Source organism: Bradyrhizobium sp. USDA 4341 (assembly GCF_054063755.1).
Map to the genome: position 1 here is coordinate 6,534,442 of NZ_JBSSGO010000002.1, position 8,059 is coordinate 6,542,500.

Genomic DNA, 8,059 nt, shown 5'->3' on the forward strand with positions numbered 1-8,059 from the left:
GCAGGCCGAGGGAAAACGAATGAACATTGAGAAGTACACCGAGCGCTCGCGCGGATTCATCCAGTCTGCCCAGTCGCTCGCAATGCGCGACGGTCACCAGCAGTTCTCGCCCTTGCATCTGTTGAAGGTGCTGCTGGACGACAATGAGGGGCTTGCCGGCGGTCTGATCGACCGTGCAGGCGGCAATTCCAGAGCGATCCTGAAAGCGACCGAAGAGGCGCTGAACAAGCTGCCGAAGGTTTCGGGCAATGGTGCGGGACAGGTCTACCTGTCGCCGGAGCTGGCGCGCGCCTTCGACGCGGCCGAAAAGGCCGCCGACAAGACCGGCGACAGCTATGTCACGGTGGAGCGGCTGCTGCTCGGGCTCACGCTCGAGAAGGGCAGCGAGGCGGCTTCCATCCTGAGCAAGGGCGGCGTCACGGCGCAGAACCTGAATGCGGCGATCGAAGCGCTGCGCAAGGGCCGCACTGCTGATTCCGCGACGGCCGAAAACGCCTACGACGCGCTGAAGAAATATGCCCGCGACCTGACCCAGGCTGCACGCGACGGCAAGCTCGACCCGGTGATCGGCCGTGACGAGGAGATCCGCCGCACGATTCAAGTGCTGTCGCGGCGAACCAAGAACAATCCCGTCCTGATCGGTGAGCCCGGCGTCGGCAAGACCGCGATCGTCGAGGGGCTGGCGCTGCGCATCCTCAACGGCGACGTGCCGGAGAGCCTGAAAGACAAGAAGCTGCTGTCGCTCGACATGGGCGCCCTGATCGCCGGCGCAAAATATCGCGGCGAGTTCGAGGAGCGGCTGAAATCCGTTCTGCAGGAGGTCTCGTCCGCCGAGGGCGGCATCATCCTGTTCATCGACGAGATGCATACGCTGATCGGCGCAGGCAAGGGCGACGGCGCGATGGACGCGTCCAACCTCCTGAAGCCTGCGCTCGCGCGCGGCGAGCTGCACTGTATCGGTGCGACCACGCTCGACGAGTACCGCAAGCATGTCGAGAAGGATGCTGCGCTGGCCCGCCGGTTCCAGCCGATCTATGTCAGCGAGCCGACGGTCGAGGATACCATCTCGATCCTGCGCGGCCTGAAGGACAAGTACGAGCAGCATCACGGCGTGCGCATCACCGACTCCGCGTTGGTGGCCGCGACCACGCTGTCGAATCGCTACATCACCGACCGCTTCCTGCCCGACAAGGCCATCGATCTGATGGACGAGGCGGCGGCGCGGCTGAAGATGCAGGTCGATTCGAAGCCGGAAGAGCTCGATTCGCTGGATCGCGACATCATCCGGCTGAAGATCGAGCAGGAGGCGCTGAAGAAGGAGAACGATGCCGGCTCCAGGAGCCGCTTGCAGACCCTGGAGAAGGAGCTCGCCGGGCTGGAGGAGAGATCGGCGGCGCTGACGGCGCGCTGGAGCGCGGAGAAGAACAAGCTCTCCAACGCCCAGAAGCTGAAGAGCGAACTCGATGCGCTCCGCGTCGAGCTTGCCAATGCGCAGCGTCGCGGCGAATTCCAGAAGGCGGGCGAACTGGCTTACGGCCGGATCCCCGAGCTGGAAAGGAAGCTCGCTGACATCGAGGCAGCCGAAAGCGGCAAGCAGAACGGCGGCGAGATGATGGAGGAGGCGGTCACCGCCAACCACATCGCGCAGGTCGTCTCGCGCTGGACCGGCGTGCCGGTCGACAAGATGCTCGAGGGCGAAAAGGACAAACTCCTGAAAATGGAGGACGCACTCGCCAAGCGCGTCGTCGGCCAGGCCGAAGCGGTGCGTGCGGTGGCAACCGCCGTGCGCCGTGCCCGCGCGGGCCTGCAGGATCCGAACCGGCCGACCGGCTCGTTCATGTTCTTAGGCCCCACCGGCGTCGGCAAGACCGAGCTGACCAAGGCGCTCGCCGCTGACCTGTTCAACGATGAGACCGCGATGGTTCGCCTCGACATGTCCGAATACATGGAGAAGCACTCGGTCTCGCGGCTGATCGGCGCGCCGCCCGGCTATGTCGGCTACGACGAGGGTGGTGCACTGACCGAAGCCGTGCGGCGCCGGCCCTACCAGGTCGTGCTGTTCGACGAGATCGAGAAGGCGCATCCCGACGTCTTCAATGTGTTGTTGCAGGTGCTCGACGACGGCCGCCTGACCGATGGTCAGGGCCGCACCGTCGACTTCCGCAACACGCTGATCATCATGACTTCGAACCTCGGTTCGGAATTCCTGGTGAAACAGCCGGAAGGCGAGGACACCGCGGCGGTTCGCGATCAGGTGATGGGCGTCGTGCGGGCGCATTTCAGGCCGGAATTCCTGAACCGCATCGACGAGATCATCCTGTTCCACCGGCTGCAGCGGAACGAGATGGGCCGCATCGTCGAGATCCAGTTCGCGCGGCTGACCAAGCTGCTCGAGGATCGCAAGATCGATCTCACGCTCGACGCGAAGGCGCGGAATTGGCTTGCCGAAAAGGGCTGGGATCCGGCTTACGGCGCCCGTCCGCTGAAGCGGGTGATCCAGCGCAGCGTGCAGGACCCGCTGGCCGAGATGATCCTCGCCGGCGAGGTCAAGGACGGCGATCGCGTGGTGATTTCGGAGAAGGGCAACGTGCTGACCTTCAACGGTCAGGTGCCCAACACCGCCGAGATCGTGCAGTTCGATGCCCCGGTCTCGAAGCGCAAGCTGAACTGACCGCATGCAAAAGCCCTCCCCGCGGTCGCGGGGAGGGCTTCGTCGTCCAGGCTAGTCCTGCGGGACGGTCGGTGGACTGAGCTGACCGGGCTCGTCGTCATCGGCGGGTTCGAGTTCGGAAAGAATATCGACCAGCTCGCGGGTGCGGCCTGTGGCCAGCGGCCTGCCGGCGTTCATCAGCGGCTCGTCATTGGCAAGCCAGGCCTGGGCTTCGGCAAGCTCGGTGATCGTGGCGCCGGATGCGATGATCCTGGCGATGGTGACATCGTCGGCGTGGCCGACGGCTTTAAGCACATCGTCGCGGGTGAGCTGGGTCATGGCGCAAATCCTTGTGGATATCTTCGTTGAGCACGACCAAACCCCCGCCCGCCAGCGATCTGCGCCAGCGGGTAGGGACGCATCGTTTCAAGGCCTCAGCTGTGCGTTGTGAGCCGAGGCGGATGCTGGGACATGGCCCAGAGTTCGATCGCGGCAAGGACCGCGACGGCGATGCCGATCACCACGTGCACGGTCGTCGCGGTGGTCATTGCCTGGAACCCGAGGACCCAGGGCGAGACCATTGCCCAAAGCCCGACGACGAGGTTCAGCCACTCCTCCCAGACCGCGAATGCCGCGAGCGCGGCGATCGCAAGGACCGCCATCACGAGGCCGACGATGTGGGCGTTGGTGGAAACCGTGCCGGCGTCGAACTTGAACAGCCACGGCGAGAGAAAGAGAATCGCGCCGAGGATCAGGTTTGCGACGTCGCACAGTTTTGCGTTCGTCCAGTTCTCCATGACACCCTCCATTGGAGGTTTTACTGTTGAATCAACTGGATGATCGCCGTTCGGGTTCCCGCCCTGGGGCGCGAAATTTGTTGAAACTGCCGGCGTCATGGCCTCGAAACGGCATCGCATCTGATCTGCGCCTGCAGCGTTTCCTGGGATCTGCGCGGCCGGACGGGCCGGCTCTTGCATCATCAGCGGTTGCTGATGGACCGCGTCATCGGCGCGCTGCCGGTGGCATCCGAGACGATGCGCGAGCTGCCGCGGCTGGACATCTGGGCTTCGATCCGGTCGCGCTCCTTCTCGAAGCCCGCCAGCATCGGGCCTTCGAGTGACCGGCCGCGCGGCAGTTTCACGCGCATCGGGTCGACGAATCGGCCGTTGACCAGGATTTCGTAGTGGACGTGCGGGCCGGTCGACTGGCCGGTCGAGCCGACAAAGCCGATCACCTGGCCCTGCCGCACCTTCTTGCCGATTTCCATGCCCTTGGCGAAGGCCGACATATGGCCGTAGGCCGTCTCGTAACCGTTGGAATGCTTGATGCGGATATATTTGCCGTAACCGCCCTCGTACCCGACCTTCTCGAGCATGCCGTTGCCGGAGGCGAAGATCGGCGTGCCGTAGGCGGTGGCCCAGTCGACGCCGGTGTGCATCTTCACGTAGCCGAGGATCGGATGGCGGCGGCCGCCGAAGCCCGAACGCATGATCGCGTTGTTGACCGGCTTGCGGACCAGGAACTTCTTCGCGCTCTTGCCGGTCTCGTCATAGTAGTCGACGACGCCGTCGTCGGAGCTCTGGAAGCGGTAGTATTTCTTGGTTTCGCCGCCGACGGTCAGCGCGGCGTAGAGCACTTCGGTCTTTTCGGTGCTGGTGACGCCTTCGTCCTCGCCGGCATAGAACACGTCGAACGAGTCGCCGGGCTGGACCTTGCGCTGGAAATCGACGTCATAGGAGTAGATCTTGACCATATCGTCGATGACGGTCGGCGGCACCTTGTTGCGCAGCGCGGTCTCGTAAATGCTCTGATAGAGCCGCACGCCGCTGCCATCATCCTCTTCATCGTCGCTGGAATTGTCGGCGGTATCGGTCGTGGTGTTCATGCTCTGCACGTCGACGGCAACGTATTTGCCGATATCGGACAGTGCGGCGACGGCTTCGACGACGGAGTCGTTGGCGACGATCACCCGATAGGGTTGCAGCCGGGCGCCCGGTGCTGACGGCGCCATCAGGATTCGCACCTTCTGGCCTTCCTTCAGGCCGCCGTCGCGGCCGCGCGGGCCGAGCGTTGCGGCAATCGCCTTCGCCTCGTCGGGCGTTGCGCCCTGATCGCGCAGGATCGAGGTGATGCTGTCGCCCTTCTTGACGAGGTGAACCCGTTCGCCGACCGGATTGCCGCCGGTGACCTGCTCCTTGGTCTTCGGCAGCAGGGTGACGTTCTCCGGCACCACGCGGGTCTCGAAACCTGCATAGGGGTCGGAGGTGTTGCCCTCGGTTGCGTAGGCCATCCTGATATCGGGACCGGCGCCGGTGGCATCGGCCGCGGCATTGGCGAGTGACGCGTAGCGCACCGAACCGCCGGAGCCGCGCCAATTGGCGGCGTCGCGGACCCGCATCAGCACGTCGTCGAGCGCGACAACAGCGGCGAGCTTGGCCTTCGGCAGCACGGATCCGAGATCCTTGGTGACGAAAGAGACCTCGGCGTCGGGCTCGGCGGCGTCGGCCGCATTGGGATCCTCGGCGGCCGCCGGCGTGTCGGAGCCGACATCGGTCAACAGACGCTGCGCGTTGAACGCCGGTATCTTGGACGACAGATCGCTCGTGGTCATCGAGAGATTGCCGGAAATCCGGATGAAGGGCCGCACCCGCATCACGTCGCGATTGCCGACGCGGGTCACGGTCGACACGCGTACCAGGCTGCGGGAGGCGGAGGATTCGCTCGGTGGCGGCAGGCGGTCGCCCTTGTGCAGGCTGACGACGCGATCATTGCCGGTGAAGGCGCCGCGCAGCGCGCCTTCGACGCGCTCCGGTACCTTGGCGAAGGTCATCTCGCCATCGAGCGACGCAAAAACGGCGCCGCCGATCAGGGCCGCGCCACATAGTCCGGTCAGAATGGTGCCGCTGAACCATTGTACGGAGACACGGCGGCGATCGATCACCGCAGCCTCGGTGCCGTCGACTGAAAGCGGCGGTTCGTGACCGAGATCGATCATCCCGGTCTCGCGCCCAATGCCGCTTCCGCGTGACGCCCGTTGGCTCAAGCCGATATCCCCCCAAATTCCAGCAACTGCGATCGACCTCTGCTCGTCCTCGTCGCCACCTCGATCCCCTGGAGAGGAATCTCGGCAGTGTGGCGAGCCACACGCATCGAAGTCGAGAAGACGAAGGCCATTAGCTAGCCGCACTCTCGAACGTCAATGGTGTGCAGATCTCTCGATGTTGCTCGGCCGCGAAGGGAAGAGGCGACGGGTTCTTGGAGAAAATCGCCTGGTCCCCCAGAAAAACCACCCGAGCCCCCACAGGTTTCGAGCGGTTCAATGCATGTCATATAGCCAGAACGTCGCAGGATTGTGGCTCAAGTGCGGCATTTGAGATGGAAAAGTTTCCTGAAGCAGGTCGATGCCGCCGCCCGCTCTGGAGCGCCGGGGAACCCGTTCCGGAGGGCCTCTCGAGCTCTTCGACGACAAACTTTTTTTAAAGTTTTTTGCCGCGCGGGTTGGGTTGCGAATTTTTACCTCTGACCTAAGTCATGGAAAATACGAGAGCTTTTTCGCATTGCACACACGATTTCGCGGCGTGCGACGATTTGTTGACAATGGTCGTTGACAATCCCGAGGGGTGGGGACTATAAACCAACCACTGAGCGCGGCGCCGCCGGGTCACTGACCAAGGCGAGCGAACGCGCCACTGATGCTCCTCACTTCGATGAGTGACACAGCAGCCGACATAAATCGGTTGAGGTTCACTGTTCGTCGCTGAAGGGTAGAACCACCCTCTAAGGGTGTGGGGTCATCGGATCCCGGGCTGTTTGACAAGTGAAGATGAAGAAAGAGAAACGTGGACGGCGGAGTCCTTGCGTCTCTCGGAATACTTGAAAGCTTCGGCTTTTGACTTTCTGAGGGTGGACGAAAGACTTCGGCGGTACACGTTTAAAGGTTACACCATCGTTGCCAGCGATGTGAATCGTAGGCAGCTCGCAGACTTCGGTCGGCGAAGAATGGTGGGACCTCGTCAAACGTTGTGATCAGCCGGTTCAAAGTTCAAGTCCAACTTGAGAGTTTGATCCTGGCTCAGAGCGAACGCTGGCGGCAGGCTTAACACATGCAAGTCGAGCGGGCATAGCAATATGTCAGCGGCAGACGGGTGAGTAACGCGTGGGAACGTACCTTTTGGTTCGGAACAACACAGGGAAACTTGTGCTAATACCGGATAAGCCCTTACGGGGAAAGATTTATCGCCGAAAGATCGGCCCGCGTCTGATTAGCTAGTTGGTGAGGTAATGGCTCACCAAGGCGACGATCAGTAGCTGGTCTGAGAGGATGATCAGCCACATTGGGACTGAGACACGGCCCAAACTCCTACGGGAGGCAGCAGTGGGGAATATTGGACAATGGGCGCAAGCCTGATCCAGCCATGCCGCGTGAGTGATGAAGGCCCTAGGGTTGTAAAGCTCTTTTGTGCGGGAAGATAATGACGGTACCGCAAGAATAAGCCCCGGCTAACTTCGTGCCAGCAGCCGCGGTAATACGAAGGGGGCTAGCGTTGCTCGGAATCACTGGGCGTAAAGGGTGCGTAGGCGGGTCTTTAAGTCAGGGGTGAAATCCTGGAGCTCAACTCCAGAACTGCCTTTGATACTGAAGATCTTGAGTTCGGGAGAGGTGAGTGGAACTGCGAGTGTAGAGGTGAAATTCGTAGATATTCGCAAGAACACCAGTGGCGAAGGCGGCTCACTGGCCCGATACTGACGCTGAGGCACGAAAGCGTGGGGAGCAAACAGGATTAGATACCCTGGTAGTCCACGCCGTAAACGATGAATGCCAGCCGTTAGTGGGTTTACTCACTAGTGGCGCAGCTAACGCTTTAAGCATTCCGCCTGGGGAGTACGGTCGCAAGATTAAAACTCAAAGGAATTGACGGGGGCCCGCACAAGCGGTGGAGCATGTGGTTTAATTCGACGCAACGCGCAGAACCTTACCAGCCCTTGACATCCCGGTCGCGGACTCCAGAGACGGAGTTCTTCAGTTCGGCTGGACCGGAGACAGGTGCTGCATGGCTGTCGTCAGCTCGTGTCGTGAGATGTTGGGTTAAGTCCCGCAACGAGCGCAACCCCCGTCCTTAGTTGCTACCATTTAGTTGAGCACTCTAAGGAGACTGCCGGTGATAAGCCGCGAGGAAGGTGGGGATGACGTCAAGTCCTCATGGCCCTTACGGGCTGGGCTACACACGTGCTACAATGGCGGTGACAATGGGATGCTAAGGGGCGACCCTTCGCAAATCTCAAAAAGCCGTCTCAGTTCGGATTGGGCTCTGCAACTCGAGCCCATGAAGTTGGAATCGCTAGTAATCGTGGATCAGCACGCCACGGTGAATACGTTCCCGGGCCTTGTACACACCGCCCGTCACACCA

General features: G+C 61.9%; 4 protein-coding genes and 1 rRNA gene (1 of these 5 cut by a window edge). 2 read left to right on the forward strand and 3 right to left on the reverse strand.

The window, feature by feature from the left end; all coding sequences use genetic code 11:
* The first annotated feature begins 19 nt into the window (after positions 1–19).
* Positions 20–2,671 carry an ATP-dependent chaperone ClpB gene (gene clpB / locus ACVIGB_RS36935; RefSeq protein WP_456718978.1) on the forward strand — a complete coding sequence of 884 codons (2,652 nt, stop codon included), beginning with the start codon at positions 20–22 and terminating at the stop codon, positions 2,669–2,671.
* Between the two features lie 51 nt (positions 2,672–2,722).
* On the opposite strand, the gene ACVIGB_RS36940 is transcribed toward clpB, so the two are convergent.
* The 3 genes from ACVIGB_RS36940 to ACVIGB_RS36950 all read right to left on the reverse strand — a co-directional run bounded on the left by ACVIGB_RS36940 (position 2,723) and on the right by ACVIGB_RS36950 (position 5,693).
* Positions 2,723–2,989: a hypothetical protein gene (locus ACVIGB_RS36940; RefSeq protein ID WP_092123331.1), complete on the reverse strand. Its 267-nt coding sequence runs from the start codon at positions 2,987–2,989 to the stop codon at positions 2,723–2,725.
* Between the two features lie 95 nt (positions 2,990–3,084).
* The gene (locus tag ACVIGB_RS36945) at positions 3,085–3,447 is read right to left on the reverse strand and encodes an SPW repeat protein (RefSeq protein WP_456724984.1); all 363 of its coding nucleotides are present in this window, start codon (positions 3,445–3,447) and stop codon (positions 3,085–3,087) included.
* A gap of 182 nt (positions 3,448–3,629) precedes the next feature.
* Positions 3,630–5,693, reverse strand: coding sequence for a M23 family metallopeptidase (locus tag ACVIGB_RS36950; protein ID WP_092123333.1), 2,064 nt, complete (start codon positions 5,691–5,693; stop codon positions 3,630–3,632).
* A gap of 1,006 nt (positions 5,694–6,699) precedes the next feature.
* Between ACVIGB_RS36950 and ACVIGB_RS36955 the strand changes: the two genes are divergently transcribed.
* Positions 6,700–8,059 (forward strand): 16S ribosomal RNA (locus ACVIGB_RS36955) (it continues 131 nt past the right edge of the window).